At 33.7% G+C, this 26,795-nt stretch carries 28 protein-coding genes; 4 read left to right on the forward strand and 24 right to left on the reverse strand.

Annotated elements, in window-relative coordinates:
* Positions 1-16: 16 nt before the first annotated feature.
* From NZ698_RS05915 to atpB, 20 genes are all read right to left on the reverse strand, one after another.
* Positions 17-763, reverse strand: coding sequence for an electron transfer flavoprotein subunit beta/FixA family protein (locus tag NZ698_RS05915; RefSeq protein WP_263002156.1), 747 nt, complete (start codon positions 761-763; stop codon positions 17-19).
* A 140-nt stretch (positions 764-903) separates the two neighbouring features.
* Positions 904-1,611, reverse strand: a complete 708-nt coding sequence (locus NZ698_RS05920) for an SDR family oxidoreductase (RefSeq protein ID WP_263002157.1) — start codon at positions 1,609-1,611, stop codon at positions 904-906.
* Positions 1,612-1,687: 76 nt separating this feature from the next.
* The gene (locus tag NZ698_RS05925; RefSeq protein ID WP_263002158.1) at positions 1,688-2,653 is read right to left on the reverse strand and encodes a T9SS type A sorting domain-containing protein; all 966 of its coding nucleotides are present in this window, start codon (positions 2,651-2,653) and stop codon (positions 1,688-1,690) included.
* 223 nt (positions 2,654-2,876) lie between these two features.
* Positions 2,877-4,430, reverse strand: coding sequence for a T9SS-dependent choice-of-anchor J family protein (locus NZ698_RS05930; protein ID WP_263002159.1), 1,554 nt, complete (start codon positions 4,428-4,430; stop codon positions 2,877-2,879).
* Between the two features lie 115 nt (positions 4,431-4,545).
* Entirely contained in the window at positions 4,546-5,925 is a 1,380-nt protein-coding gene (locus NZ698_RS05935; protein WP_263002160.1) for a dipeptidase, read from the reverse strand.
* A 137-nt stretch (positions 5,926-6,062) separates the two neighbouring features.
* Complete coding sequence (locus NZ698_RS05940) at positions 6,063-6,320, reverse strand: hypothetical protein (protein ID WP_263002161.1); 258 nt, start codon at positions 6,318-6,320, stop codon at positions 6,063-6,065.
* Between the two features lie 125 nt (positions 6,321-6,445).
* Entirely contained in the window at positions 6,446-7,594 is a 1,149-nt protein-coding gene (locus tag NZ698_RS05945) for a class I SAM-dependent methyltransferase (RefSeq protein ID WP_263002162.1), read from the reverse strand.
* Between the two features lie 4 nt (positions 7,595-7,598).
* Complete coding sequence (locus NZ698_RS05950; RefSeq protein ID WP_263002163.1) at positions 7,599-8,039, reverse strand: DinB family protein; 441 nt, start codon at positions 8,037-8,039, stop codon at positions 7,599-7,601.
* Positions 8,032-8,502, reverse strand: coding sequence for a hypothetical protein (locus NZ698_RS05955; protein WP_263002164.1), 471 nt, complete (start codon positions 8,500-8,502; stop codon positions 8,032-8,034). Before NZ698_RS05955 ends, NZ698_RS05950 begins: the two co-directional genes overlap by 8 nt.
* An 11-nt stretch (positions 8,503-8,513) precedes the next feature.
* Positions 8,514-9,674 (reverse strand): methylmalonyl-CoA mutase family protein, encoded by a 1,161-nt coding sequence (locus tag NZ698_RS05960; RefSeq protein WP_263002165.1) that lies wholly within the window; start codon positions 9,672-9,674, stop codon positions 8,514-8,516.
* A gap of 96 nt (positions 9,675-9,770) precedes the next feature.
* Positions 9,771-10,127 carry an FtsB family cell division protein gene (locus NZ698_RS05965; RefSeq protein ID WP_263002166.1) on the reverse strand — a complete coding sequence of 119 codons (357 nt, stop codon included), beginning with the start codon at positions 10,125-10,127 and terminating at the stop codon, positions 9,771-9,773.
* 3 nt (positions 10,128-10,130) lie between these two features.
* The gene (gene udk, locus NZ698_RS05970) at positions 10,131-10,745 is read right to left on the reverse strand and encodes a uridine kinase (protein ID WP_050380023.1); all 615 of its coding nucleotides are present in this window, start codon (positions 10,743-10,745) and stop codon (positions 10,131-10,133) included.
* A gap of 122 nt (positions 10,746-10,867) precedes the next feature.
* On the reverse strand, positions 10,868-11,173 hold the full coding sequence (locus tag NZ698_RS05975; protein WP_263002167.1) for an ATP-dependent Clp protease adaptor ClpS: 306 nt from the start codon (positions 11,171-11,173) through the stop codon (positions 10,868-10,870).
* A 12-nt stretch (positions 11,174-11,185) separates the two neighbouring features.
* The gene (locus NZ698_RS05980; protein ID WP_263002168.1) at positions 11,186-12,547 is read right to left on the reverse strand and encodes a hemolysin family protein; all 1,362 of its coding nucleotides are present in this window, start codon (positions 12,545-12,547) and stop codon (positions 11,186-11,188) included.
* A 96-nt stretch (positions 12,548-12,643) separates the two neighbouring features.
* Positions 12,644-13,513: an ATP synthase F1 subunit gamma gene (atpG, locus tag NZ698_RS05985; protein ID WP_263002169.1), complete on the reverse strand. Its 870-nt coding sequence runs from the start codon at positions 13,511-13,513 to the stop codon at positions 12,644-12,646.
* A gap of 84 nt (positions 13,514-13,597) precedes the next feature.
* Complete coding sequence (gene atpA, locus NZ698_RS05990) at positions 13,598-15,175, reverse strand: F0F1 ATP synthase subunit alpha (protein ID WP_263002170.1); 1,578 nt, start codon at positions 15,173-15,175, stop codon at positions 13,598-13,600.
* 18 nt (positions 15,176-15,193) lie between these two features.
* Positions 15,194-15,733, reverse strand: coding sequence for an ATP synthase F1 subunit delta (gene atpH, locus NZ698_RS05995; RefSeq protein WP_263002171.1), 540 nt, complete (start codon positions 15,731-15,733; stop codon positions 15,194-15,196).
* Positions 15,734-15,735: 2 nt separating this feature from the next.
* Entirely contained in the window at positions 15,736-16,230 is a 495-nt protein-coding gene (locus NZ698_RS06000) for a F0F1 ATP synthase subunit B (protein WP_263002172.1), read from the reverse strand.
* 104 nt (positions 16,231-16,334) lie between these two features.
* The gene (locus tag NZ698_RS06005) at positions 16,335-16,553 is read right to left on the reverse strand and encodes an ATP synthase F0 subunit C (RefSeq protein ID WP_263002173.1); all 219 of its coding nucleotides are present in this window, start codon (positions 16,551-16,553) and stop codon (positions 16,335-16,337) included.
* A 38-nt stretch (positions 16,554-16,591) separates the two neighbouring features.
* Positions 16,592-17,743 carry a F0F1 ATP synthase subunit A gene (gene atpB, locus NZ698_RS06010; protein ID WP_263002174.1) on the reverse strand — a complete coding sequence of 384 codons (1,152 nt, stop codon included), beginning with the start codon at positions 17,741-17,743 and terminating at the stop codon, positions 16,592-16,594.
* Positions 17,744-18,202: 459 nt separating this feature from the next.
* On the opposite strand from atpB, the gene ffh reads away from it, so the two are divergent.
* Complete coding sequence (gene ffh, locus NZ698_RS06015; protein WP_263002175.1) at positions 18,203-19,564, forward strand: signal recognition particle protein; 1,362 nt, start codon at positions 18,203-18,205, stop codon at positions 19,562-19,564.
* A 116-nt stretch (positions 19,565-19,680) separates the two neighbouring features.
* Here the strand turns inward: ffh and NZ698_RS06020 are convergent, their stop codons facing one another.
* The 4 genes from NZ698_RS06020 to NZ698_RS06035 form a co-directional block, all read right to left on the reverse strand.
* Positions 19,681-20,316, reverse strand: a complete 636-nt coding sequence (locus tag NZ698_RS06020; protein ID WP_263002176.1) for an outer membrane protein — start codon at positions 20,314-20,316, stop codon at positions 19,681-19,683.
* 209 nt (positions 20,317-20,525) lie between these two features.
* Positions 20,526-21,047 carry a hypothetical protein gene (locus NZ698_RS06025; RefSeq protein WP_263002177.1) on the reverse strand — a complete coding sequence of 174 codons (522 nt, stop codon included), beginning with the start codon at positions 21,045-21,047 and terminating at the stop codon, positions 20,526-20,528.
* A 130-nt stretch (positions 21,048-21,177) separates the two neighbouring features.
* Complete coding sequence (locus NZ698_RS06030; protein ID WP_263002178.1) at positions 21,178-21,843, reverse strand: porin family protein; 666 nt, start codon at positions 21,841-21,843, stop codon at positions 21,178-21,180.
* A 98-nt stretch (positions 21,844-21,941) separates the two neighbouring features.
* Positions 21,942-22,898, reverse strand: coding sequence for a PhoH family protein (locus tag NZ698_RS06035; RefSeq protein WP_263002179.1), 957 nt, complete (start codon positions 22,896-22,898; stop codon positions 21,942-21,944).
* A gap of 124 nt (positions 22,899-23,022) precedes the next feature.
* Between NZ698_RS06035 and NZ698_RS06040 the strand changes: the two genes are divergently transcribed.
* The 3 genes from NZ698_RS06040 (at position 23,023) to NZ698_RS06050 (ending at position 26,779) form a co-directional block, all read left to right on the forward strand.
* Positions 23,023-23,850, forward strand: coding sequence for an SAM hydrolase/SAM-dependent halogenase family protein (locus NZ698_RS06040; protein WP_263002180.1), 828 nt, complete (start codon positions 23,023-23,025; stop codon positions 23,848-23,850).
* Between the two features lie 63 nt (positions 23,851-23,913).
* Positions 23,914-25,230, forward strand: a complete 1,317-nt coding sequence (locus NZ698_RS06045; protein ID WP_263002181.1) for a dihydrolipoamide acetyltransferase family protein — start codon at positions 23,914-23,916, stop codon at positions 25,228-25,230.
* A gap of 184 nt (positions 25,231-25,414) precedes the next feature.
* The gene (locus NZ698_RS06050) at positions 25,415-26,779 is read left to right on the forward strand and encodes a chloride channel protein (protein ID WP_263002182.1); all 1,365 of its coding nucleotides are present in this window, start codon (positions 25,415-25,417) and stop codon (positions 26,777-26,779) included.
* The last annotated feature ends 16 nt before the right edge of the window (positions 26,780-26,795 follow it).

Genomic DNA, 26,795 nt, shown 5'->3' on the forward strand with positions numbered 1-26,795 from the left:
CAGCAATAGCCTTATATTAGATAACTTTAGCTTCTTCGTGAAGTAATCTTACCAGCTCATCTAAATTATCAGGAGAAACCATTTTTACCGCTGCTCTTGGCGGAACTGAGTCATAAGATACTCCCTGAACTTTCACTTCAGACGAAGTAGGCTCAACAACCTGCAAAGGTTTTGTTCTTGCAGACATAATTCCTCTCATATTTGGGATAATTAAATCTTTCTCATCAACCAAACCTTTCTGACCAGCAATTACAGCAGGAAGTTTAACTGAAATCGTTTCTTTACCACCTTCAATCTCTCTTACAGCAGTTGCTTCGCTTCCGTTTACATCTAAACCAACTGAAGCGTTTACAAAAGGTTGATTCAATAACTGAGCAACCATTCCCGGAACTGAACCTCCGTTATAATCGATAGATTCTTTACCGCAAAGTACTAAGTCATAACCTCCGTTTTGAGCAACAGATGCAATTTCTTTTGCTGTAGAATAGCTGTCTTTAGGATCTAGATTTACTCTTACCGCATCGTTTGCTCCGATAGCCAAAGCTTTTCTGATCACAGGTTCTGTAGTTGCATCTCCAACATTCATTACTGTTACAGTTGCTCCCTGAGATTCCTGTAATTTGATTGCTTTTGTTAAAGCAAATTCATCAAGTGGATTGATCACCCACTGAATTCCGTTTTTGTCAAATGCAGATTTATCTGCTGTAAAGTTAATTTTAGAAGTAGTATCAGGAACACTACTAATACAAACTAATATTTTCATATGTATACTATATTTTCTTTTTGCTGCGTCCAATAAAATCAGAGAAGCAATTTTGTTTGTTAAGTGTTGTAAATATAAATAAAAAATATATTATGCATGCATAATACTTATTTAATTATTATTCAGCGCATTATAAGTTTCTAACTCTTTGGTTTTGTTGCTCTAAACTCTATCTTGCTCGGCAAAACTCGTGGGTTTATTTTTAAAATATCTAATACTAAATTCCCCATATCTTCTGGTTGAATTTTCCAATTATCTTTTTCGGAAGGTTCGTTTCCGTTGAAATGCGTTGCGACAGAACCAGGCATTATTACGGTAGATTTAATATTATATTTTCTCAAATCAATCATCGCAGCTTGTGTAAAACCTACGACACCGAATTTTGAAGCATTATAACCTGTTCCGTTTTCAAAGAAATTTGCTCCCGCTAAACTTGAAATGGTGATATAGTATCCTTCGCTTTTCTTTAATTCTTCTATTGAAGCTTTTAAAGTATGAAAAACTCCCGTTAAGTTCGTTTCAATCATAGAATTCCATTCTTCAGAAGTTAATTCGTCAACAGGTTTGAAAATACCCAAACCTGCATTGGCAATAACAAAATCTAATTTCCCGAATTTTTCTACAATATTTTGAACTGCTTCTAACTCATTTTCTAAACTTTTGACATCGGAGACAATTCCGAAAACCTGTTCAGAGTATTTTCGCAGTTCCTTTTCGGCTTTTTCTACATCCTCTTGTTTTCTTCCCGAAAATGCAACTGCAATTCCGTTTTCAAGTAAAATTTTAGCAACACCAAAACCAATTCCTTTTGTTCCACCGGTGATGTAGGCTACTTTATTTTCAATCATAATATTAAATTTATTTCTCTAAAATAACAAAAACGCCCCGATTGGAGCGTTTTAAATATACTAAGATTTTTGGTTTTTATTTTTTGATGAATTTTTTGGTTACTAAACCTTCTTCTGTTTTTAAACCTAATAGATAAATTCCACTTGATAGTTCTCTCACATCTACTTTATTATTAGACAAATTGGCATCTCTCCTGATTCCAGACATATCATAAATGTAGGCATTTAAAATTTTCGATTTTGAATCTACATTAATGAAATCAACTGCAGGACTTGGAAATATTTTGATACCTTTTTCTTTTAAAACCACATCACTTGTAGCTAAAAGTAAATTTTCAGTTGCTACCGCGTTAGAAACCATGTTATCAATTAAATGAGTAGAAGCAACTGCATTTGTTCCCAACCAATCGTATGCAGCATAATCAATCTCGTCAGGAGTGGTAATAAATGTTCCAGTTATAACTTTTGAAAAACCTGGACCTTTGAATGTAACTGTTCCATTTGTAGCATTATATGCAAACCCTAATCTGACCCACGTATTAGCAGGCAATGTAACAACTGCTGGAGTTGTTCCTGTACCAACATCAGTACTTGTATCTGTACCTGCGGCAGTAGTATATACTCCTCTTACTGCTTTTGTAGCTTGGTTTACCGACAATCCAATAAAAACTGCTCCGGGAGCATTTATCACTTCAATTCCACCACCATTAGTGCTTGTAGATGCAGCACCTGTAAAATAATCGTATTGTACTTGAAATATATTATTACCCGAAGTTCTAGCTGTCCAAGCTGCAGCTAAACCACTTTTCCACATGTATCTAGACGCTCCTGCAGTATTCGGGACAGCAATCTGTAAAGCTTTTCCTGTTCCAGATGTTACAATGGAATAATCGGCATTTGTCCCCCCAAGAACTGCGAATGCCGGAGAAGACTGACCAACCGCAGTAGCTGTATTAAGTGCATCAAAATTTTCTTGCTGAAGTATTTGTGCCTGTCCATAAATAGAACCTAAAAGAAGTAAAGATAGTAGTGATTTTTTCATAATAATTAAATTTGATTAAAGTTAACGTTTATTTTATAACAAATATACATTTTGTCTAAAATAATTAAAAATATAAAATTATATTTCTAATTATTTTATTTTTAAAAGCAAATTATATATAAAATTTCATAATGTTCTTTGAAAATATAATCAAACCTTATTAATCCACTAAAAAAAACGCTCCAATTGGAGCGTTTTAAAATATATTAAGATTTATTAGTTCTTATTTTTTGATAAATTTCTCAGTAGAAATACCATCCTTAGTTTCTATATTTATTAGATAACTTCCAGGAGTTAAACTTCTTACATCAATTTTATTATCATTTAGGTATACAGAAACTTTTCTTCCACTTGCGTCAAATAATTCTACATTATTAATTTTAGAATCCGATTTTATTGTAACAAAATCAGTAGCTGGATTAGGATATATAGAAATTCCTTTTTTTATAACTTCAGTATCATTTACTCCTAAAACCCCACTAATATTAAATGTATCTAATCCTAATGAAACAGCAGATGCTTGAATAGGAGAAAAATGATTAAATCCAAAATAATATGTCCCTGTTGATGCTGGAGTAAAAGTTGCTGTATATTGTGTCCAAGTTGTATTAGCTACTGTTGAAGAAGTCCAGACTGTGTTTGTTTGAGCAGCACTAGTCGCCTCATTTCCAACAGTTAACTTTACACTTTGCGCAGGAGGTGTAGCTCCACCAAAATTTCTTAGATAAAATGTTGCTGTATATGTATTTCCAGCCGATAAATTAAATGGTTTTGAAAATAACCATCTATTTGTTGCAGCAGTTGTACTATTATTTGAGAATACCATTTGAGCCCCTGCTTGTGGATTTCCTGCGGTAGCATTCGTAGACCAAGCTCCTGTCCATCCATCATTTTGATAAAAACCAGTAGAAGTATTATCAAAACCATAGGAATATGGTGTTCCAGCACCAAGAGCTTGAGCAGTAAACAATCTATACGGTCCTATCCATGCTCCATTTACAGTATTATTTTTACTTCTAACATAATATTCATACATTGAATTGGCAGACAATCCACTATTTATATCTGCAAAATTTGTAGTTGCTCCTGTTACACTACCAGTCACTGCCGGTGTATGACCAACAGCACCTCTTGAATAGTCATATCCTGTCACACCAGTAGCAGCTGTCCAATTTAACCTCGCTGAAGTTAATCCTACATTAGATGTTGTCATAACTCTTCCTGGCTGCGGTGAAGTTCCATTCAGAACGTGAACATTATCGATTGCTCCTAAGAATGCATCATTAGAAAAATTTTGAAAAGCTATATAAATAGTCTGTCCAGCATAAGAACTTAAATCAATACTTTTATTCTGCCAAGTTGCTTCTTCACCATTAACTGTAAGAGCTGGTGTTGTAAAGTTTGAAACAGCATTCCCAGTTGTGGAAATATATACTTTATAAGATTCCTTGTATGTTGCATCATACGATCGCGCATGCCAATATAAAGTGTTTGTACCTGAAGGAAGTGTGATTGCAGGAGAAACCATCCAGTCATTTGAAATGCCAGCAGGAGTATAATAAGATGTAGACATTGCTACATTATTACCTACCTCTTCAGCTGAAGATACCCACGCAGCATTGACAAAACTTACAGTTGAATTAGGAGTTAAACCATCAACATTATACAATGTCCAATTTGTTATCGGTCCATAATTAGTTTCAAAACCTGCACTAAAAACCTGTCCAAAAGCTATAGCAGATGCTGTTAGCAATAAAGAGGATAAAACTTTTTTCATAAAATTAATTTTAAATTATTTAATGTAAATATAATAAAGTTTAACAAATCAACTAAAAAAAAACTGTTAAAATTAAAAAAATCCTCAAGAAAAACTTCTTGAGGACTTATTATCGTTATTTTGAATAGTTTTCAAAGAACAAAGGTATACTTTCAATTCCTTTATAGAAATTAAATAAACCATAATGCTCATTAGGTGAATGAATTGCGTCAGAATCAAGACCAAATCCCATCAATACAGACTTTGCTCCTAAAACCTGCTCAAACATTGAAGTGATTGGTATACTTCCTCCACCTCTATAAGGAAGAACTTCTTTTCCGAAAGCTGTTTCCATTGCATTTTTAGCGGCTAAATATTCTTTGGTATCTGTTGGCAAAACATACGGTAAACCACCGTGGTGCGGAGTAACTTTTACTCTCACATTATGCGGAGCTATCTTTTCAAAATATTTGGTAAACTTTTCTGTAATTTCTTCTGGTGTCTGATAAGGAACCAAACGCATAGAAATTTTAGCAGAAGCTTTAGAAGGAATAACGGTTTTTGCACCTTCACCTGTATAACCACCCCAAATTCCATTGCAATCCAATGTCGGACGGATTGAAGTTCTTTCTAAAGTGGTATAACCCGCTTCACCTTCAACATCATTTAAACCAATTGACTTTTTAAATTCTTCAGGATTATCTTTCAGTTTATTCATGTCTGCTCTGTCTGCATCTGAAACATCTTCTACATTATCATAAAACCCATCGATTGTGATTTGTCCGTCTTCATCGATCAATTTTGCAATCATTCTTGAAAGCACATGAATAGGATTCGGAACTGCTCCTCCATAAAGTCCTGAGTGTAAATCTCTGTTTGGTCCTTCTACTTCAACTTCTACATAGCTTAAACCTCTTAAACCAGTAGTAACAGTCGGTTGTTCGTTGCTGTAAATATGCGTATCAGAAATTAAAATGCAGTCGCAAGATAATTTTTCTTTAAATTCATTCACAAAGTCACCTAAACTTACAGAACCTACCTCTTCTTCACCTTCAAAAATAAATTTAATATTACAAGGAAGAGAATTGGTTTTCATCATTGCTTCAAAAGCCTTGATCTGCATAAAAAACTGTCCTTTATCATCTGCAGAACCTCTTGCAAAAATAGCTCCTTCCGGATGAAGTTCAGTTTTCTCAATATAAGGTTCAAAAGGTGGTTTTCTCCACAACTCTAAAGGATCCGGTGGTTGAACGTCGTAATGACCATAAACTAATACCGTTGGCAAATTTTTATCGATGATTTTTTCTCCGAAAACGATAGGATAACCTTTTGTCTGGCAAACTTCTACATTGTCTGCACCTGTATTTTTAAGGTGTTCTGCAACTATATCAGCGCATAATAATACCTCATTTTTATAAGCCGGATCAGCAGAAATAGAAGCAATTCTCAGTAATTCAAACAATTCATCTACGAAACGAAGTTTGTTTTCGTTGATGTAATTTAATGTCTCTTGCATTGTAAATATTAATTTGGCTAAATTTAAAAAAATTGGACTGCTCCAACAAACAAAAACTTTGTTTTATCTTCACGACAGTTTTAAAACAAAAAAAATCCCGCAGCAAGTACAGGATTTATTTATATTTTGAGAGCAAATTAATGTCCGGTTTTTACAGAATCAGCATGTTTTGCTGTTGCACTGTCTGTGTTAGGAGCTTCAGTTTCGTGAGCACCATGAGCAGGAACTTCACTTGCAGGTTCAGCTGTGTGACCTTCGTGACCACCTTGATGATCGTCAGAATATCTTTCTACACCTTCTTCAAGTTTCAAAGTATTCTTGTTTCCACCTGCCTGAATTTTTTTACAGCTTACTGCAACTGTTGCGATGGCCAAACATATAATTAATTTTTTCATATGATTTATTTATTTTTAAAAGTCATTTGCAATCGTTAAATCTTCATTAATAATAGACAAAGCGATTTCAAGTCAAAATTTTGATTGCCCAAAAGTAAGAAATATTGCATTTTTCGGCAACATTTTTATACTGATTTTAATATTATTTTCCCTTTTTTGGATTGTGTAAAAATAAGGTAGTTGTTTCCGCCATCTTTAAGACCATATTTTTTCTTAATATCATCAGGTTTTAACGGATAGTTTTTAGAAATAATATTAAATTGATCTTTCTTTTTAATCTGCTTACCATCAACCACTTCCATTTCAATTGTTCTTCCGGGAAAATCATTTACTTTATTTTCAGAAGTATAAATATGAGTGTTTGGATGAAGTTTCTTAAGATTAAATTTTTCAGAGATTAAATTAAAAATGCCGGCTTTTAAAATTGTATTATTCGGAATATAAATGAACTTTTCAGGTTCTGAGAACTCTGAGTGAGCATTTTCCTCACTTCCATATTCAAAAACAAGGTCAGATTCATCACTTTCCAAATTGGTACAGTGACATTTAATCTTTCCCGAATTTTCGTTAGTCAAAAAAACAACTACTTCTTTCACATCATTTTTAACTGAAATAATATCAATTCTCGAAATATTTTTTAAAACTGATACTAGATATTTCAAATCAATAAGTGGAGAAAGCTTAATCACAACTTCTTTCGAAATAGAAAGCAGTTTTTCCTGAATTTCAAGAATATTTGGAGACAAATCTTCTAAGAGAAAGACTTTGTTTTTATTATTGTCTCTTCTCGCCGGATCAAGGTAAATAACATCAAACGTTTCGGAATTCTGATCAAGAAAACCTTCCAGTTTTTGATTGATAAACTTTGCCCTTTTGCCTAAAATTTTCCAGTTATGTTCTACAATTTTTAAAAGTTCAGGATTTTGTTCGACCAGAGTGATTTCATCAAAATTTTGTGAAAGATAATACGCATCGATTCCAAAACCGCTTGTAAGGTCGATAAATTTCTTTCCCTTTAAAATTTTTGATTTGTAAACCGCTGTTTTATCTGATGAAGATTGCTCAAGACTAAGCTGCGGTGGAAAAACAATTCCTTCTTTTAACAAAAACGGAAATTTTTTCTGTGCAACCTGTTTACCTTTAATCTGCTGAACGATTTCCTGCATGGAAACATCAGAAAACGGTGATTTTTTTAATAGTAAAGAATGCAGATCTGAATTTAGATTTGCATCAATATAGTTTTGAACTTCCTGATGGAGAATTGGGATTTCCAAAGAATTATCTTTTATAAAAAATATAGTCTGTTAATATAGGTTCAATTCCGTTTTGTTTCAATAACGAATTGATTTGTCCACGATGATAAGTTGAATGATTGATTGCATGAAAAAGTATTTCAAAAACAGTATTTTCAAACTTTATTCCTTTTGAATTTTGATATTCAATTATTTGGTCAAAATCTGCGTTTTTAATAATTTGAATACTTGTTTGAAAATTTTGATTATTTATTTCTTCTAATTTTTCAAACGAATTAATTTGCCAGACTTCAAAAGATTTTTCATTTAAAATTCTTGAATTCCAGACTTGTTGAGCGTTTAAAGTATGATTGATTAAACTGATCGTTTTCTCGTCTACTTTTGAAATATTTTCTGAAATAATTTTAATCATTTCTTTATTAAAGTGATAAGTATATTCAAATAAATCAATTAGCTTTTCATTCATTACTCAAGTTTTTTAGTTCTTCAACTTTATTTAAAACTAGAGTGCTTTTACCTGATGGATCTATTTTTTTTAAATTTTCTTTATCAAAATCTAATTGTATCATTAATTGATTTTTACCGACAAATTCTATTAAGCCATTTAGAAATTGACTTTCTTCAATAATATCATTTCCATCCTTATAAAAAGCATTGATAATCAACTTGTTTGGATTTACAGAATAATCTACAATATATTTAACGTATGCTTTTTTGCCTTTATTTGGACCTGCCGGAATTATATAATTTCTTCCATCGATAAACATATCATCAATTTCTACGGCCACATAATTATCCGGGAAAAATGTAAACGCTCCAATTTTATTGTTTCCGTCCTTCCCTGACCATTTTCCAAGTAAGCTATCTGCTGATTGTGAAAAACAGAATGAAGAGATGGCTAGAAAAAATAAAAGCAAATTTCTTTTCATAATTAGTAATTTTATTCAAACATTTCAGCCCAACGAACCGCTTTAATTTCTTTTTCGTTGTAAAGTTCTTCAACAGACTTTTTGACATCTAATTTTGGATATAAATTCACACCAATCAGTTTTATTTTTCCTTCTTCAACCCACTTTTGCTCTTCAACAGCCTGATCGTAGATTTTTTTCTGAAGAATTCCTTGTTTTAAAGATTGTAAATAACCTCCGTTTTCTTCAATTTCTAAAAAGAACTGCCAAGATTTTTCTGCAATCTGTTGTGTGATATCTTCAACGTAATAACTTCCGTTTGATGCATCTTCAAATACATTGATTATGCTTTCGTAAGCTAAAACGATTTGTTGCTTGAATGAAATTTCTTCCGAATTTTCAGTAATGTTTCCAATCTGATAATTGGTACTAAAAACTGCATCTGCTCCACCAATCATCGCCGAAGCTAATTCTAAAGTAGAACGAATCAAGTTATTTTCGCTGTCTGAAATTGCTTTGTTTCTTAAAGAAGTTTCAGCAAAAATGTAAGGAATTTCATCTAAGCCATATTCTTTTGAAAGTTGATTAAAAACCAATTTGAATGCACGAATTTTAGCCATTTCAAAGAAGTAATTTCCTCCAACAGCCAATCTGAATAAAATTTTATTTAAAATTTCTTCTCCATAAACTTCGACTAATTCCTTAGTCTTTGCCAAAGCAATTCCCAACTGCTGAACGATAGATGCACCTGCATTTTGGTGAAGTGAAACGTCAATACAAATATTTCTTTTAAAACTTTTTGCTAATAATTCTTTTACCAATTGATCATCAATCACCATATTGCTTTCATCAAAAACATCAACCAAAGAAAAATACTGATCCTCATCTGCAGGACTGATGTGTTCAGTTAAAGCTTTGTTATTGATAAAAATAGTTTTCTCAACCAAATTCTCAACATTTTCATTTAATAAAAATGCAAAAACATCCTCTTCCAAAGTTTCATGATAGGTTGCTACCAAATGAGTACTTTCTTCTACTTTCGGAAGATTAACCAATGGTTTCTGAACATCATTGTAAAAAGGTTTTACGTCAATTCCTTCTAAATTTTCTTTTTTCAGAATTGTATAAATATCGTCAGTTTTAAGCTGTTTCTTGACTAAATTTTCCCAGCTTTCAAATGTATTTTTTGACATAAGTAATGAGTAATGGGTAATGAGCAATTTCTATTTCGCAGACTTATTTTAAAATTGACAGGGAAGATAATTGACTAATCACAATTAACTTTAACATTATTTTTTGGCAATCTTAGCGCTGTCAACAACCAAAATAAAGATTTCTTCATTCGGTTTTTTCATGAAATAATTTTCTCTGGCGTATTTTTCTTTCTCAGATTTATTATTCATCAGTTTTTTATAGAATTGATCATTCTTTTCATATTCTGTTTTATAATAATCGAGTTGCTCTTCGTATTTATTGATTTCACCATTGAGCTCATTAATTACTAAAAACGAAGTTTTATCGAAGAAAATCATCCAAACCAAAAAAAGACAAATGGCAATTACATATTTATTCAAAACATAATGCTGAATAAATTTAATGGTCTCCGATTTGGGTTGAATGTCTTTAATTAATTCTTTTTCAGCCATTTTTTAATGTTTTCTCAGTGAATTTTTGATAACGGTCGTTAAAAAATCTATCGCCACAGAATTCTGCTTCATATTTGGAATGATCAAATCGGCATCATTTTTTGACGGTTCGATAAATTCCTGATGCATCGGCTTTAAGGTCGTCTGATAACGGTGTAAAACCTCGTTCAGATCTCTTCCTCTTTCCTGTGTATCTCTTCTTATCCTCCTGATGAGTCTTTCGTCGGAATCTGCGTGTACAAACACTTTCAAATCAAATTCTTTCAATAATTCTTTGTTCGTTAAAACCAAAATCCCTTCTACAACCAATACATTTTTTGGCTCAACGGTAACGTGATCACCTGTTCTTGAATGCGTAACAAAGCTGTAGACAGGCTGCTCAATTGATTCGTTATTTTTTAATGCTTTTACGTGTTTCAGCATCAGTTCAAAATCTATTGACTTGGGATGATCATAGTTCAACGCTTCCCTTTCTGTTAATGTAAGATTGTGATTATCGTGGTAATAATTGTCTTGAGACAAAATATTCATTCCTTCAATATCAAGCTGCTGAATAATTTTATCAACAACCGTAGTTTTGCCGGATCCTGTTCCTCCCGCAATTCCTATTACAAGCATTCTAATATAGTTTTTACAAATATAAAACAATTAAAAGATTAAAGAATTGAAAGATTAAAATATTCAGTCAAATTATTTAATTTTCAAAATAAAAAACTCCGGCGACTTGCCAGAGTTTTTTATTATACTATTTCGCTTGTTAAGCTTCTTAAAATTAATTTTTCGTGCATGGGTTTCAAAACATCCATTGATCCTGTTTTCACTGTACATTTGCCTTTATAATGAACAAGCATTGTACATTGTTCAGCTTGTATAAGATCATGTTTACAGATTTCTATTAAAGCCTCGATCACATCATCAAAAGTATGAATGTCATCGTTGTGCAAAATCAATTTGTAAACTTCATCAGTCTCATCCAAAACGAGAACTTCTTCTTCGTACTGACGTTTTGGATTTTCGTAATCTTTTATGCTATTATAAAAAATCATTGTCTAAAAATTTTAATCTTCTCCTAATTTGTCTATAATATCATCGACGATATTATTGGGTTCATTATAAATCAATTCTACCATTTCTACACTCTTATTATTCATTTTTAAGATTTTGAAATGATAGTTTTCCAAATCAAATTCCTGATTTTCTTCAGGGATGTCTTCTAAGGCGTGCAAAATAAATCCGGCCAAAGTATTGTATTCACTTTCTTCAGAAACGGTGAGCTTTTTAGGTAAAGACTCATTAATTTCATCAAGAGGCTGTGTAGCTTTTACCCAAAAAGTATTGTGACCTACTTTATCAACCAATTTCTCTTCATCATCTTCTTCATCCTGAATTTCACCAACCAATTCTTCTAAAATATCTTCTAATGTAATAATTCCTTCAGTACCGCCAAATTCATCAATTACAATTGCCAAATGCTGTTTTTTCTGCTGGAAAATTTTCAATAAATCTGAAATCTTCTTGCTTCCAACCACAAAGAACGATTCACGCATCAATTCGCTCAAATCTTCATGACTCAAAACTCCTTTTCTTTTAACGAATTCTCTGATGATTTCTTTTGTATAAAATACTCCAATGATATTATCAATTGAGTTTTCATATACCGGAATTCTGGAATATCCACTGTCCATGATTTTAGTAATGATTTCATTTAAATCATCTGCAAAATCTATTGACGTAATATTCTGTCTAGGAACCATGATCTGTTTTGCAGAATGATCTGTAAAATCAAATGCATTTTTAATGATCTCGTAATTCTCTTCTTCAATTTCTCCGCTGTCTGCACTTTGTTTTACCAAAAGCTGAAGTTCTTCTGTAGAGTGAATTTCCTGTTCTGAAGCGGGATGAATTTTCAAAAGTCTTAAAAATCCATTGGACATGATATTCATCAACCAAATAAATGGTTTGAAAACTGTATAAAATACTCTTAACGGAACTGCAGTTGCCATTGTAGTAGCTTCAGCCTTTCTGATTGCGATCGATTTTGGAATCAATTCACCAAAAACAATATGCATTATCGTAATAATCAGAAAACTAATGACTACAGAAATTGTTGTAACTGTCGATTCGCTAAAATTTATATTTAAAGAATGAAATAAGTTATCAATGACGTGATGCATTGCACTTTCACCTACCCAACCTAAAGCTAGTGAAGCTAGTGTGATTCCCAACTGTGTAGCAGAAAGATACTCATCAAGATGTTTGATAATATGCTCAGCTTGCTTAGCCATAGAATCGCCTTCGGCAGCTTTCAACTGAATTTGAGAATAACGAACTTTAACAATTGAAAATTCTGCGGCTACGAAAAAGCCATTTAATAAAACAAGAAACAAGGCTAGTAAAAGCCTGACTATGTCAGAGTCCATTTAGAAATTATAATTTATTGTACAAAGATATATAAAATAAAACTAACAAAAAAAGCACCGAAGTTATCGATGCTTTAATATTTTTTGAATATATTCTTACGAGTTTTTCAATGCTTCTGCTCCTGAAACGATTTCTAAAATCTCGTTTGTAATGGCAGCCTGTCTTGCTTTGTTGTAGAAGATAACTAAATCATTCTTCAACTCTTGTGCATTATCAGTTGCTTTATGCATCGCTGTCATTCTGGCACCGTGCTCTGAAGCTACTGAATCTAAGACTGCTTTGAAAACCTGAGTTTTAATAGATTTAGGAATCAAATTATCCAGAATCTCATTTCTGTTTGGTTCAAAGATATAATCTGTTTCCACCTGAGTTTCTACAGTATCAGTTTCAACCATAGAAATTGGAAGAACTTTCTCTGTGATCACTTCCTGAGTAGCAGCATTAACAAATTTATTGTAGATTACATAAACTTCGTCAAATTTACCTTCTCTGAAGTTGCTCATTACCGTTTCGGTAACGTTTGAAACTACATCAAAACTTAACTTATCAAAAACACTGCTTTCGTTTGAAAACACTGTACGGTTTCTTCTTACCGCGTCATAAGCTTTTTTACCAATGGTAAGAACTTCAATTTCGTACTGAGAATTATTCTGAAACTGAATATTAAGTTCTTTCACAATATTTGAGTTAAATGCACCTGCCAAACCTCTGTTTGAAGTTACAGCGATGAAAAGTACTTTTTTAACCTCTCTTTTTTGAGCATAAATAGAAACCTGATCAGGATCTGAGCTAGAATTTACATTCTGGATGATTTCCTGCAATTTTTCAGAATACGGTCTCAACATTACGATGGCATCCTGTGCTTTTTTTAGTTTCGCAGCCGAAACCATTTTCATAGCACGTGTAATTTGCATCGTAGATGAAATTGAACTGATTCTTCCTCGTATTTCTTTTAAGTTTGCCATATTGGGTTAGTTGTTGGTTGTCGGTTGTTGGTTGCTAGTTTTAGAAAATTCTGTCAACTATCAACCAACAATCATCAACTAATTTTAGTTATATTTAGAAGCTAAATCATTAGCAGCCTGCTTAAGAACACTTGTGATATCGTTATCGATTTTCCCAGCTTTGATTGCAGCCATCGTTTCAGGGTGCTTAGATCTTAGGAAAGCGATATATTCTTCCTGAAATTCTTTTACTTTCTTAACAGGAACGTTTCTCATTAAGTTCTCTGTACCCGCGTAAATCATTGCAACCTGAGTATCTACAGGAAGTGGAGAATTTACCGGTTGCTTCAACAACTCTACGTTTCTTTCTCCTTTGGAGATAACCGCTAAAGTTGATGCATCTAAGTCAGAACCGAATTTAGCAAACGCTTCTAATTCTTTATACTGAGCCTGGTCTAATTTAAGAGTACCAGAAACTTTCTTCATTGATTTGATCTGAGCATTACCTCCTACTCTCGATACAGAGATACCTACGTTGATCGCTGGACGAACCCCTGAGTTGAACAAGTCAGACTCCAAGAAGATCTGTCCGTCTGTAATAGAGATTACGTTTGTTGGAATATATGCAGAAACGTCACCTGCTTGAGTTTCGATAATAGGAAGTGCAGTTAATGAACCACCACCTTTTACGATTGGCTTCAATGAATCTGGTAAGTCATTCATTTGGCTTGCAATATTGTCATCAGCAATTACCTTCGCCGCTCTTTCCAATAATCTTGAGTGAAGATAGAAAACGTCTCCAGGATAAGCCTCACGTCCCGGTGGTCTTCTCAATAATAGAGAAAGCTCACGGTAAGCAACCGCTTGTTTAGATAAATCATCATAAACGATCAATGCCGGTCTACCAGAGTCTCTGAAGAACTCACCGATAGAAGCACCTGCCATTGCAGAATAAACCTGCATTGGAACAGGATCTGAAGCATTTGCAGCAACAATTACAGTATATGCTAAAGCTCCTTTATCAGAAAGAGTTTTAACAATTTGAGCTACCGTCGAAGCTTTTTGCCCGATTGCAACATATATACAATATACAGGATTTCCTGCATCAAAAAATTCTCTTTGGTTGATGATTGTATCAATCGCAACAGTAGTTTTACCTGTTTGTCTGTCACCAATGATCAACTCTCTTTGACCTCTTCCTACAGGAATCATTGAATCAATCGCAACGATACCAGTTTGTAAAGGCTCAGTTACCGGCTGTCTGTAGATAACACCAGGAGCTTTTCTTTCCAATGGCATTTCGTACAATTCACCTTCGATAGGTCCTTTACCATCGATTGGGTTACCCAGAGTATCAACTACTCTACCCAACATCCCTTCTCCTACTTTAATAGAAGAGATTCTGTTTGTTCTTCTTACTGTATCTCCTTCTCTTACCAATTTACTTTCACCCAAAAGAGCCACACCTACGTTGTCTTCCTCTAAGTTTAGTACGATACCTTCTACATCGCTAGCAAATTTTACCAACTCACCGTACTGTACATTTTCTAACCCGTATACACGAGCAATACCATCACCGATGGTCAAAACTGTACCTACTTCCTCAACATTTGATTGAGTGTCGAAGTTGGCCAACTGTTGTTTTAAGATCGCAGATACTTCTGCCGGATTTATTTCTGCCATTATATGGTTGTTTTTTTCTTAATTTAAATGAAAATCTTTTTTGATATTATTAAGCTTAGATTTTACAGATGCATCGATCTGCTGATCTCCTACTCTTAGAATATATCCTCCTAAAATATCAGGATTGATCGTAAGATTTAGGTCAAAGTTTGAACCTGCTTTTACTAAATCTGTAGATTTTAAAATCTGATCAATATTTTCTTTAGAAAGCTGAGTCGCTGTAGTAAGAGTGATTCTCTGTACGCCATTGATATCTTCAACTTTATTGATAAATTCTTGAGCAATATTTTTCAAATGATTTTCACGACCCTGTCTGATCACTAAAGTAATCAAATTCTGAGAAACCGGTGAAAAACCTTTAAAAATCTCTTTTGCAACGTCCTCTTTCTTTTTTGCATCGATGTAAGGCGTTTTGAAAAATTTGTTTAAATCCTCAGATTCAGACATCAGTTTCTTAACATCTTTCATTTCAGAAAATACAGCATTAGTCTGTCCGGATTCGTTTGTGAAATCCAGCAAACCTTGTGCGTATCTTTTAGCTACTTTAGATGTAAGCATTCTTAGTTAAGATTAGATTTGTTTAAATAATTTTGAACCAACTCGTCCTGAGCTTCTGTTTTCTCTAAATTTTTCTGCAAGATAGATTCTGCAATATTTACAGATAAAGCACCAATCTGAGTTCTGATTTCTGACATTGCAGCATTCTTTTCTGTCTGGATCGTTTGCTTAGCAGCTTCGATCATTTTATCTCCTTCAGCTTTTGCAACATCTTTAGCTTCTCCTACAATTCTGTCTTTAATTTCTCTAGCTTCTTTAAGGATGGAATCTCTTTCAATTTTAGCCTCACGAATAATTCTTTCGTTATCGGATTTAAGATCTTCCATTTCTTTTTTAGCCAATTTAGCCTGATTCAAAGCATCAACGATAGAAGCTTCTCTGTCATTTACTGCGTTTACAATTGGTTTCCAAGCAAATTTAGCAAGGATAAATAATAGGATAGCGAATGTAAGCGTCATCCAAAACAAAAGTCCAATTCCAGGTTCTATAATTCCCATATCTGTAATTCTTTTTTTAATGTAATAATTTATGGATATCTTTTTTAAAAATCCTTAGCAGCAGCCAACCGCTTCACTGCTAAGAATATTTTTTCTGAGGATAATTACTTGATGAAAGCACCAAAGATAATCGCGATAAGACCAGCACCTTCAATAAGACCTGCAGCAATAAGCATTGCTCCTTGAATCTTACCAGCTTGTTCTGGCTGTCTAGCGATAGCATCCATAGCGTGCCCACCGATTTTACCAATACCAAGACCTACTCCTAATACTGCTAAACCAATTCCTACGTAAACTAATCCTGTTCCAGTTGTGATGTCCATAATAAATAAATATTTAGTTAAAATTATTTTTCGTTTAATTAAGCTACCATTGTGTCGTGACCTACACTGTCATCATCGTTGTGAGCATGATCGTGATCGTGTTCTGCAACAGCGATACCAATAAACAATGCTGACAATACTGTAAAGATATATGCCTGTAATGCCGCAACTAAAAGTTCCAATACAGAAACAAATAATGCCAATGGTACAGATGCAAATCCTAAGAATGGTGATTTAAAAATAAAGATCAAAGAGATAATCGCTAAGATCATAATGTGACCTGCAGTAATGTTTGCGAAAAGTCGCATCATTAAAGCGAAAGGTTTTGTAAAGATCCCAATGATTTCGATTGGAATCATAATTGGGTACAACAATAAAGGAACTGGTGGCATAAAGATGTGTTTCCAGTAATCTTTATTGGCACTGAACACTGTAATCAATAAAGTAATGATTGCCAAAACCGATGTGATTGCGATGTTACCAGTCAAGTTAGAACCTCCAGGAAAGAAAGGAATCAATCCGAATAAGTTATTAAACCAGATAAAGAAAAATGCTGTTAACAAATATGGCATAAATCTCTTGTATTTCACTGAACCAATATTCGGAATAGCCACTTCGTCTCTGATGAAAACAATTACAGGTTCTAATAATTTACCTGCACCTTTTGGTAACTGAGATTTTTTATAATTTCTTGCCATTCCAATAAATACCGCCATCATAAAGATAACTGATAATAACATTGAAGCGGCATTTTTTGTGATAGACATATCAAAGAAAACGTCACTTGACTTCTGTTTTCCTCCGATTAAAGCAAATAGAGTTGCTTTCTGAATTCCTTTAGTTGAAACTACTTGCCCTTCATGTAGAGTATAACCATCATGTTCGTGACCGTGTGCAATATCTCTAGATAAGAAAGTATGCCATCCCGCATTATCTTTAATAATAACAGGTAGTGGAAAAGAAGTATGATGTTCTTCTCCATTTTCATCTTTAGTAGTCCATAAATGCCATTCGTTAGAATCACCAATGTGTTCCATGATCATCTTTGTAGCATTAAAGGGCTTATCACCTTCTGCATGCTCTACCTTTTCAGCCACTTTTTCACCTTCAGTCTCGTGCTGTGCAGCGGCAAAACTGCTCATAAACACAAATAAAAATGCGAAAAATAATGAAGAAACTTTTCTGTTCATATCTCTTTTTTAATCGTGTGCAAATATATTGATTTTATTAAACTTTACCAATATTAAAAATTGATATTTATCATCAAAAAAATCAAGATTTGTTAATCTGCTTTATTATCGGTATATATATAGTTATGGATGCAGCAATAAAGCATATTATGATCAATAAAAAATTGGGTTTTGTCTTCTCTATTATTAATAATGAAATGATCAGCCACAATAAATCCTTAGAAATATTAAGCGTGAGAAATTTCATTCCTGCATTTTCTTTCCCATTTAAATATTTTTTAAATATTATAAATACGATAATATTCAAAATTGCTATTAGAGAAATGACAATGAAGCTATCCAAAAAATTCATTTTGCAAAAATAAGATTATAATTTACATTCAAAACAAATCTCTTTATACTATATATGATAAATAATTAAAATTTCCTTATTTTTGCACACTATAATTTATAATCAATATGTTCAATAGTTTACAGGATAAATTAGACAAAGCACTTCACAATCTTTCCGGACGTGGAAAAATCACCGAAATCAACGTTGCGGAAACCGTAAAAGAGATCCGTAGAGCATTGGTAGATGCCGACGTTAATTATAAAGTTGCCAAAGATCTTACCAAAAGAGTTCAGGATAAAGCTTTAGGTGAAAACGTTCTTACATCTCTTACTCCGGGACAATTGATGACGAAGATTGTTCATGATGAGTTGGTAGATTTGATGGGAGGTTCTCAGGAAGGAATTAATCTTGCAGGAAAACCTTCTGTAATTTTGATCGCCGGACTTCAGGGTTCTGGTAAAACTACTTTTTCTGGAAAGCTTGCTAATTATTTAAAAACTAAAAAGAATAAAAAACCTTTATTGATTGCTTGTGACGTTTACCGTCCTGCTGCAATTGATCAGCTGAAAGTTCTTGGTGGACAAATTGGTGTTCCTGTTTATACAGAAGAAGGGGCAACAAATCCTTCTACGATTGCTGAAAACGGAATCAATTTCGCAAAACAAAACGGTCATGATGTGGTCATCGTCGATACGGCAGGTCGTCTTGCGATTGACGAGCAGATGATGAATGAGATTAAATCTGTTCATTATTTCATTAAACCAAGCGAAACTTTATTTGTTGTTGATGCAATGACAGGTCAGGATGCTGTAAATACGGCGAAAGCCTTCAACGAAGCTTTGAATTTTGACGGAGTTGTTCTAACAAAATTAGACGGAGATACCCGTGGTGGAGCTGCTCTAACGATTCGTTCTGTAGTTGAAAAGCCAATCAAATTTATCTCAACCGGAGAAAAAATGGAAGCCTTAGATCTTTTCTACCCGGAAAGGATGGCCGACAGAATCTTGGGAATGGGAGACGTTGTTTCCTTGGTAGAAAGAGCTCAGGAGCAGTTTGACGAAGAGGAAGCAAAAAAACTTCATAAGAAAATCGCTAAAAATGAATTTGGTTTTGATGATTTCTTGAAGCAGATCAATCAGATCAAGAAAATGGGTAATATGAAAGACTTGATGGGAATGATTCCGGGAGTTGGAAAAGCCATTAAAGATGTTGAGATCAGCGACGATGCATTTAAACATATTGAAGCAATTATTTATTCGATGACTCCTGAAGAAAGAAGAAGACCTTCTATCATCAATACTCAGAGAAAAAGTAGAATCGCAAAAGGTGCAGGAAGAAAAATTGAAGATGTAAACGCTTTGATGAAACAATTTGACCAAATGGGGAAAATGATGAAAATGATGCAGGGACCTCAAGGAAAACAAATGATGCAAATGATGAGCAAAATGCCAAATATGCCTGGAATGGGTGGAATGTTCGGAAAATAATTTGACAAAATTTCAAAAAATATAAAACTCTCAGATTTCTCTGAGAGTTTTTTTTATAACGAAAAAATCCGACTCAGTTTTTGAATCGGATTATTATTTTAAATCAAAATGACAGATTATTTGTCTGTTTTTTGAGATTTAGATTTAAGAAAATAAGAAAAACCTAAATTAACACCAAAAGTATTTACCTGGGTTTTTACATCAATACCTGAATACGTTTCTTTGTTTGAAAACTGATCAAAAGAAACTCCCAAATTAATACCCAAAGATTGAGTAGCCATGTAAGTAACTCCAGCTTTTGCTTTCCATGCAAGACCGTCAGTTGTTGTTTCATCACTGAAAGTTTCACCCAAAACTTCAGTTTCTCCACTGTTTTTTACCGATGCATAACCAATACCGGCACCAATATAAGGTACTAATTTGCTGTCATTTGCAAAATAATAAGTTGCATTTGGCATGATAGAAAAACTAGTTGTAGTAGATTTATCACCATCATATTTAGTTGTAGCAGTCAAAAGATTTGCTTCAATACCGATTGCTAATTTATCAATAACAAAATATCCTACAGATGGTGATACAGAAAAAGTGCTCACTTTTGGTCCGTCTTCAGACATTCCTTCTGCTTTGAATTTTGTGCTTACATTGTTAAATCCAGCACCTGTGTTTCCGCTGAAGACCCAGTCACCCTTTGTCATCTGAGCATTTGATAATCCGAAAAGTGCAATTGCACTTGCAATTAATAATTTTTTCATTTTGAATAATTTTATACTTTCTGAGTGCAAATGTATAATGACAAAATTTAAAATTAAAATTTGTTAACATGATAAAAATCACGCATGGATATTGACTTTTTCGGATTAAAATCAAATCAGGGAGAATTAATTAAATAAAATTTAAAGAAACCAAATAAAAAACTCCAATTCTGCAATTGGAGTGTAATATGACTTGTTTTAAAAAAATTTTACTTTAAAAAGAAATTAATTCCAAAGTTAATAGCTCCAAAATTATTATCAATTCTTTCTCTTTCGAAATCTCTTCTGCTGCCGATTGTTTGATAGCCAACATACAATTCCATATTTTTTCTTTGATATCCAAATTTAGGTTGTGCATATAATCCACCATCTACTCCATCCTTTACAGAAATTCCGTAACCTAAATCCAAAGCCACAAAAATAGGAGCTTTAGCAAAGCTATATTTTCCGGAAACTGCAACCGGGATGAATCCGAAGTCATCAGATTTGTAACGATCACCTTTGAATTCGTAAGCTTTGCCTACAAAATGAGAATATCCTGTGGCTACACCCAAATCAAAATTCTTAGCGATGTTCCACATATATGCACCGTCAACACCAAATGTAAACGATGAGTATCGGCTTGCATCACCAACTGGAATACCAATGTGACCACCCAATTTTAATCCTTCCTGAGCCTGAGCTAATCCGCCGAACAATGCGAATGCACCTAATAATAGTATTTTTTTCATTTCTATTTATTTAAAGTTTATTATCAAATATTGATTCACTTAACAGCAAAATAGATGCCGCAAGGTACCACATCATGAAAAAAGCAGGACAAATTGCCCTGCTCTATTAGATTTAATTAATTTCTTGATTTTAGTTTCCTCCAAATTTGAAACCAACACCAACTTGTAAGAAGCTGTTAGTTAATTTTCCGTCTCCAGAATTTTTTGCAAGATTTGAAACTCCATAATTATATCTTGCATCAAAGAATAATCCGTTTTCTAGCATGAATTCAGCACCTAAAAAAGGAGCAATGTTTAAAGTATTGATTTGATCTTTAATATCTCTTTCATCATCTGCTGAAATTTCAAATCCAGGAATCACACCCAATCCAAAATCAGCGACTGTTTTAGATTTAGCTGAAAGAATCACACCAAAGCTTGCACCCGCAGAAAGTGAAAAATTTTCTGATACAAAAAACTTTGCAGATACGGGAATCAATAAAGTTTCTAAAGTCGTCTTCTGCTGAATCTTAATGTAAGTAGCAGCGTCATCCGGATCTTGAGCTTGCTCGTTAATTTTTCCACCAAGCGGAGAATATAAAAGCTCACCCTGAATTCCAAAGTTATCACTGATTTTATATTCGGCAACTCCACCTACATAAAATGTGTGCATAGGATCTGTACTATCTACATCCTGATTGTCTTTATATTTTAATGTAGATAAAGAATATCCTGCTTTAGGACCAAATCTGAATTCCTGAGCTTTTGTTGCAACTCCCATCAAAACGACAGAAGCAATCAATAATAATTTTTTCATAGTTTAAAGTTTTAACAAATTTTAAGAGTCCAAATATATCACTTTTTATGGATTCACAAAATATTTTTAAACTTTTATGAGAAAAATCATCATTATATTTATTCTCTTGTTTTCTTATCTTCTTCGTTGTAAGCCAGAATGATTTTTTTCACGACAGGATGACGTACCACATCTTCTTCCGTTAAATACACAAAACCAATTTCTTTAACATCTTTCAGAATGCGCATTGCTTCTTTTAATCCTGAATGCTGTTTTGGTGGCAAATCGATCTGCGTTGGATCTCCGGTGATAATGAATTTGGCATTCATCCCCATTCTCGTCAGAAACATTTTCATTTGAGCATGAGTGGTATTTTGTGCTTCATCCAGAATTACAAACGCATCATCCAAAGTTCTTCCTCGCATAAATGCAAGCGGAGCAACTTCAATGACCTTCTTTTCTATAAAACCTTCCAGTTTTTCATGCGGGATCATATCACGAAGGGCATCATATAAAGGCTGTAAATAAGGATCAAGTTTTTCTTTCAGATCTCCCGGTAAAAAACCTAGACTCTCCCCTGCTTCTACGGCAGGTCTCGTCAAAACAATTCTTTTTACTTCTTTGTCCCTCAAAGCTCTTGCTGCCAAAGCTACACTCGTATACGTTTTACCTGTTCCTGCAGGACCAATCGCAAAAACCATATCTTTTTTCTCGGTCTCTTTTACGAGTCGTTTAAGATTGGTGGTTTTAGCTTTAATAATTTTTCCGTTTACGCCTTTTACAATGATGTCCTGATCAAAAACCAGATGTTTTTCATTTTCATCTTTAAGATTTAGAAAATTTTCAACATCTTTTAGTCCGATCGAATTGTTTTTTGAAATAAACGACACAATATCGTCTAGTTTTAGCTTAAATATATCAAGGGCTTCCTGATTACCCATCGCAAAAATATGGTGATCTCTGCCGGTGATTTTAAGGGTTGGAAAGCTGGATTTTATTAAATTGAAATATTGGTTGTTAACACCATAGAAGTTTTTTGAATCAATACCTTCTAAATCATACGTTAATTCAAACATGCAAATATTTTATTTTAGATTTTAAATTTAAAAGTTTTTTTTCAGATTTAAATCAAATTCTTATCCACAATAATTAAATCTTTTCCTTTATTTTAGATAAATTTGCAGTTCTATCAGATTATTCATGTCAATTATTACCCTCACTTCAGATTTCGGACGTTTAGATTACAGAGTTTCGGCTATGAAAGGGAAAATCCTGTCTTTGAATCCTGAGGTAGACAGCATTGATATCAGTCATGATATTCAGGCATATAACCTGATTCAGACATCATATATTGTAAGAAATGCATATCGATATTTCCCAAAAGGAACGATTCACATTGTAGCAGTTGACAGCTTTTTTCACAAATCGAGAAAAAACATTCTTTACAAAGCTGACGGTTCTTATTTTCTTGCCGCCGACAACGGATTGCTAAGTTTGATATTTTTTGATATTAAACCTGAAGCGATTTATGAAATCACGCTCAACAACAGATTTGATGATGTTGTCAATTTCACTTCGACCGATGTTTTCGTTCCGGTTGCAGTACATTTAGCAAATGGAGGACTACCTGAAGTCATTGGAAGAAAAATTGAGGATGTTAAACAACTTTTATTTCCAAAACCGGTCTATAATGAGCCCGAAAAAATGATCATTGGTGAGGTAATGTACATTGATAATTTCGGAAACATAATATCAAATATCAGTAAAGAATTCTTTGAAACTTTGGCTAAAGGTTTCGAAAAATTCACTATAAAGTTCAGAAATTTGAGTTTATCGAAAATCTACTCAAGCCATACAGAAGTGGTAACCGATTGGGACAGAGAAACTGAGTACCACGGGCAATCCGCAGCAATTTTTAATGATAGTCAAATGCTAGAATTGACCATTTATAAAGGCAGTAAAAAGAACGGCGCCAAAACCCTTTTCGGATTAAACGTTGGAGAAAATATTTACATCGAATTTTTCTAAAATTATCTATTTCATAAAAAAACCGATTTTTTTTATATATTTGTCAAAATCTAAAATTAGAAAATGGCAGAATACAAATTATTGCTTCCTTCTATGGGTGAAGGCGTGATGGAAGCTACGGTGATCACTTGGTTATTCAATGAAGGTGATCAGGTAAAAGAAGATGATTCGGTAGTTGAAATTGCAACAGACAAGGTAGATTCAGACGTACCGACACCTGTTTCGGGGAAAATCGTAAAGATCCTTAAACAAAAAGACGAAGTTGCAAAAGTAGGTGAAGCCATTGCTATTTTAGAAATTGAAGGAGAAGGTGGAAGTACAGCTTCTGAAGAAGGAAAAACTGAAACTCCAACTCCTGATGCAGAAACCATTAAAGCAATTGAAGAGCCTTTAAATCCAACTGTTACTTCTCCTGTAGAATTTTCGGGAGATCTTTACCTTTCTCCACTTGTAAAATCTATTGCTCAACAGGAAAATATTTCTGAATCTGAACTGAAAACCATCAAAGGAAGCGGTTTAGAAGGAAGAATTACCAAAGAAGATATTTTATCACACGTTTCCAATAGAGGAAATCAGCCTCAAGCAGTACCACAACAATCTGCTCCAGTTCAGGCAGCGCCCACTCCACCAGTAGTAACTTCAGCTCCAGCTTCTACGATTTCTGTAGCTGCAGGTGACGAAATCATTCCTATGGACAGAATGAGAAAGATCATCGCTGAAAACATGGTGAAAGCAAAGCACATTGCTCCTCACGTAACCTCTTTCATCGAAACAGACGTAACCAACGTTGTAAAATGGAGAGCTAAAAATAAAGATATGTTCGAAAAACGTGAAGGTGAAAAACTGACTTTCATGCCGATTTTCGTAAAAGCAATTGTAAAAGCAATTCAGGATTTCCCAATGATTAACGTTTCTATTAACGGTGATAACATCATTAAGAAGAAAAACATCAATATCGGTATGGCAACTGCTTTACCAGATGGAAATCTTATCGTTCCTGTAATTAAAAATGCTGATCAGTTATCACTTTCTGGTTTGGCAAAAGCGATCAACGATTTAGCTTACAGAGCAAGAAACAAAAAATTAAGACCTGAAGATACTCAAGGTGCAACATACACAATTTCTAATGTTGGAAGTTTTGGAAATTTGATGGGAACTCCTATTATTCCTCAACCGCAGGTTGCTATTATGGCAATCGGAGCTATAGTTAAAAAACCGGCAGTTCTTGAAACGAAAGACGGTGATGTAATCGCAATCCGTCAGTTAATGTTTATGTCTCACTCTTACGATCACAGAGTGGTAGATGGTTCTCTAGGTGGAATGATGTTGAAACATGTTCATGATTACCTTCAAAACTGGGATCTTAATACAGAAATATAAGTAATGAATAATGGTAATGATTAATTGCCAATTATTCATTTAAATATAACCTTCGGAATTTTTCGGAGGTTTTTTTGTTTTTTTGTTTGAATTTAAAATTGACGATATTATTAAATTCAAAATTTTCTTATTTGAATTTGATGTAAAATTTTCAGATTCACAAAAAATAGCTTAGATTTGAGTTATGCGCAAAATTTTGTCATCAATTCGCAAAGGTCTCAAAAAATCCTTCGATAATATCCGAAATGAACAGCTTAAGAACAATCTTCTTCAGGCAATTCCATTTTGGATTGGTTCGGTGATTACCGGCTTTTTTGCAGTGATGTATGCGAAAATTTTCGCTTGGGGAGAAAATTTATTACATTTCATCCTCAACTGGCACGACTGGATGATTTTCTTTATTGCTCCTGTTGGTTTTGTACTATCATGGTGGCTCGTTAAAGAATTTGCACCCTACGCAAAAGGCAGTGGAATTCCGCAGGTCATGGCTGCTGTAGAATTGGCAAATCCAAAAGAACATAGAAAAATACGAAGTCTTCTAAGTTTAAAAATAATTGTTTTTAAAATTATCTCTTCCGTTGTTTTGGTGATTGGTGGAGGCGCAGTCGGACGAGAGGGACCAACCATACAAATTGCTGGTTCAATTTTCAGAAAAGTCAATGAATACCTTCCGGAATGGTGGCCGAAAATTTCGAAGAAAAACATGATTATGACTGGTGCAGCGGCAGGACTTGCTGCAGCTTTCAATACTCCTTTGGGCGGAATTGTTTTTGCTGTTGAAGAACTTTCAAAAACCCACATCAATTATTTTAAAACCGCCCTTTTTACTGCCGTAATTATTGCAGGTTTAACAGCGCAAACTTTAGCCGGTTCTTATTTATATTTAGGATATCCGAAAACCAATGATGTTTCGTTAATGGTCATGTTCCCGATTATTCTTGTTGGTGGTGTTGCAGGAATTTTTGCCAGTCAACTTTCTGTAACCATGCTGAAAATGAATGACTGGAAAAAGAAAACACTTAAAACGGACAAATCCAATGTATTATTTCTTATTGGTTGCGCTTTATTCATTGCATGTATTTCTTTTTTTATAAGCAGAGAAATTTTAGGTTCAGGTAAAGAAATTATGGAACGTGTACTATTTACTCAGGATAAGCATGAGGATTGGTATGTTCCTATTTTAAGAATGTTGGGTCCCGCTTTATCTTTTACTTCAGGTGGCGCAGGCGGAATTTTCGCTCCTGCTTTGACGGCGGGTGCAAGTATTGGTTCGGTGATTTCTGGAGCTATTCATTTAACTCAGAATGAAACCAACGTTGTAGTACTTGCAGGAATGGTTGCGTTTTTAACAGGAATTACGAGAGCTCCCTTTACTTCAGCAATTATTGTTTTGGAAATGACAGACAGACATTCTTTGATCTTTCATTTGATGTTGGCCGGGATGGTTTCTTCAATTGCTTCTATTTTAGTCAGCAGACATTCTCTGTATGATGTTTTGAAAATGAATTTTCTTGCAGAAATCAGAAGTAAAGAAGATGAAGCGGTTTAGATTTTTATTTTTAATT

Origin of the sequence: Chryseobacterium edaphi, assembly GCF_025628985.1 — a bacterium.
In the GTDB taxonomy this organism is placed as follows: Bacteria; Bacteroidota; Bacteroidia; order Flavobacteriales; family Weeksellaceae; genus Chryseobacterium; species Chryseobacterium edaphi.

Bases quoted from the DNA above. Each gene is read 5' to 3' on its own strand.
- NZ698_RS05915 (WP_263002156.1), bottom strand. From the start codon at position 763: ATGAAAATATTAGTTTGTATTAGTAGTGTTCCTGATACTACTTCTAAA.
- NZ698_RS05920 (WP_263002157.1), bottom strand. From the start codon at position 1,611: ATGATTGAAAATAAAGTAGCCTACATCACCGGTGGAACAAAAGGAATT.
- NZ698_RS05925 (WP_263002158.1), bottom strand. From the start codon at position 2,653: ATGAAAAAATCACTACTATCTTTACTTCTTTTAGGTTCTATTTATGGA.
- NZ698_RS05930 (WP_263002159.1), bottom strand. From the start codon at position 4,430: ATGAAAAAAGTTTTATCCTCTTTATTGCTAACAGCATCTGCTATAGCT.
- NZ698_RS05935 (WP_263002160.1), bottom strand. From the start codon at position 5,925: ATGCAAGAGACATTAAATTACATCAACGAAAACAAACTTCGTTTCGTA.
- NZ698_RS05940 (WP_263002161.1), bottom strand. From the start codon at position 6,320: ATGAAAAAATTAATTATATGTTTGGCCATCGCAACAGTTGCAGTAAGC.
- NZ698_RS05950 (WP_263002163.1), bottom strand. From the start codon at position 8,039: ATGAATGAAAAGCTAATTGATTTATTTGAATATACTTATCACTTTAAT.
- NZ698_RS05955 (WP_263002164.1), bottom strand. From the start codon at position 8,502: ATGAAAAGAAATTTGCTTTTATTTTTTCTAGCCATCTCTTCATTCTGT.
- NZ698_RS05960 (WP_263002165.1), bottom strand. From the start codon at position 9,674: ATGTCAAAAAATACATTTGAAAGCTGGGAAAATTTAGTCAAGAAACAG.
- NZ698_RS05965 (WP_263002166.1), bottom strand. From the start codon at position 10,127: ATGGCTGAAAAAGAATTAATTAAAGACATTCAACCCAAATCGGAGACC.
- udk (WP_050380023.1), bottom strand. From the start codon at position 10,745: ATGCTTGTAATAGGAATTGCGGGAGGAACAGGATCCGGCAAAACTACG.
- NZ698_RS05975 (WP_263002167.1), bottom strand. From the start codon at position 11,173: ATGATTTTTTATAATAGCATAAAAGATTACGAAAATCCAAAACGTCAG.
- NZ698_RS05980 (WP_263002168.1), bottom strand. From the start codon at position 12,547: ATGGACTCTGACATAGTCAGGCTTTTACTAGCCTTGTTTCTTGTTTTA.
- atpG (WP_263002169.1), bottom strand. From the start codon at position 13,513: ATGGCAAACTTAAAAGAAATACGAGGAAGAATCAGTTCAATTTCATCT.
- atpA (WP_263002170.1), bottom strand. From the start codon at position 15,175: ATGGCAGAAATAAATCCGGCAGAAGTATCTGCGATCTTAAAACAACAG.
- atpH (WP_263002171.1), bottom strand. From the start codon at position 15,733: ATGCTTACATCTAAAGTAGCTAAAAGATACGCACAAGGTTTGCTGGAT.
- NZ698_RS06000 (WP_263002172.1), bottom strand. From the start codon at position 16,230: ATGGGAATTATAGAACCTGGAATTGGACTTTTGTTTTGGATGACGCTT.
- NZ698_RS06005 (WP_263002173.1), bottom strand. From the start codon at position 16,553: ATGGACATCACAACTGGAACAGGATTAGTTTACGTAGGAATTGGTTTA.
- atpB (WP_263002174.1), bottom strand. From the start codon at position 17,743: ATGAACAGAAAAGTTTCTTCATTATTTTTCGCATTTTTATTTGTGTTT.
- ffh (WP_263002175.1), top strand. From the start codon at position 18,203: ATGTTCAATAGTTTACAGGATAAATTAGACAAAGCACTTCACAATCTT.
- NZ698_RS06020 (WP_263002176.1), bottom strand. From the start codon at position 20,316: ATGAAAAAATTATTAATTGCAAGTGCAATTGCACTTTTCGGATTATCA.
- NZ698_RS06025 (WP_263002177.1), bottom strand. From the start codon at position 21,047: ATGAAAAAAATACTATTATTAGGTGCATTCGCATTGTTCGGCGGATTA.
- NZ698_RS06030 (WP_263002178.1), bottom strand. From the start codon at position 21,843: ATGAAAAAATTATTATTGATTGCTTCTGTCGTTTTGATGGGAGTTGCA.
- NZ698_RS06035 (WP_263002179.1), bottom strand. From the start codon at position 22,898: ATGTTTGAATTAACGTATGATTTAGAAGGTATTGATTCAAAAAACTTC.
- NZ698_RS06040 (WP_263002180.1), top strand. From the start codon at position 23,023: ATGTCAATTATTACCCTCACTTCAGATTTCGGACGTTTAGATTACAGA.
- NZ698_RS06045 (WP_263002181.1), top strand. From the start codon at position 23,914: ATGGCAGAATACAAATTATTGCTTCCTTCTATGGGTGAAGGCGTGATG.
- NZ698_RS06050 (WP_263002182.1), top strand. From the start codon at position 25,415: ATGCGCAAAATTTTGTCATCAATTCGCAAAGGTCTCAAAAAATCCTTC.